1 protein-coding gene is annotated in these 1,152 nt (G+C 35.1%); it reads left to right on the forward strand.

What is annotated here, in order from left to right; all coding sequences use genetic code 11:
* Nucleotides 1-894: 894 nt before the first annotated feature.
* On the forward strand, nt 895-1,053 hold the full coding sequence (locus tag OC701_RS02650) for a hypothetical protein (protein ID WP_338140528.1): 159 nt from the start codon (nt 895-897) through the stop codon (nt 1,051-1,053).
* The last annotated feature ends 99 nt before the right edge of the window (nt 1,054-1,152 follow it).

Here is a 1,152-nt window from a genome sequence, read left to right on the forward strand (position 1 = left end):
TCTGTTTAGTAGTCGTAAGAGTAAATCTAGTTTTGGAATAAGCTAGCTAATCGTCTTACCAAGAAGAGAGTTAACCACTCTTATAGGGCGAAAGCAGAAAGTAATTTATTGTTTATTCATGGAGACCGTATAGACAAAAGATCTATGAAGTGTTAGTATCGCAACTTCTTCGGATAATGAATAAAATTCCTGACCAATCTTTAAAACAATACCCATTAAAACAAGAACTCAAATGGGCAATGAACCACTTAATTAATACTTATCTCGCGTTTAATCCGGTTGCTTACCAATAATGGGACAGGAACACCAGGAATAGACGGGAAAATAATTAATGATATGGATTTTAAACAAATTAAGAAATATCACCAAAAACATGTTCACAACCAATATAACCCGAAATCGGTTAAAAGAGTTTACATTCGAAATAGCCATCAATCCCAATCTTTTCCAAGAACGAACCAGATTAATTGACAGGTTAACAGCACGAAAATGTGGAAGTCTACTAGTCAGAAAATCAATCCCTGGAAATTCATCATTTCGGAACCATTAGAAACGCTCATTGGCAAAGGGCGATGAACAAAAAACAATTGTCCTTTGTCAGGTTTGTCATCGTAAAAGGACCAACCAACAATAAGGGATATTAGAAGATTCAAAAAGAGTAAAAGGTCAAGAATAAACATTTAACCAGTGGTGACACGAAGTTAAACCCGGAACAGGGATAAATTATGGAAAGCGGTGTGCTGGGAAACTTGCTCGCACCGTTTGGACGGGGGCTGTTGGTAATATTTGATAGAAAATCCAATCCTATTAATGAAACGCCAATAATCTATCCGTATTTATGAAGCTGATGACATTATTGGAACTATTGCTAAACAAGCTAGTTCTAATCAAATAATTACAGATATTTATTCTAGTGATCATGATTTTTTGCAATTAATTAATAATTATGTTACTATTCGTTTAATAAAAAAAGGTTTAACGAACATCAGCGACTTCAATAAAGAATTATTACAAAAAGAATATGAGCGCCAAAGAGGCCTAAATATCGAGTGAACTAACCCATCACCAGTGCGATAAACACTGACAGGCTAAGAACGGTTCTTGAAAGGAAACCATCAAGAATTACAGCAGTTCTTAAAAGCGGGTTGCGAT

The sequence above is a fragment of the Candidatus Phytoplasma bonamiae genome (genome assembly GCF_030586845.1).
GTDB lineage: Bacteria > Bacillota_I > Bacilli_A > Acholeplasmatales > Acholeplasmataceae > Phytoplasma > Phytoplasma bonamiae.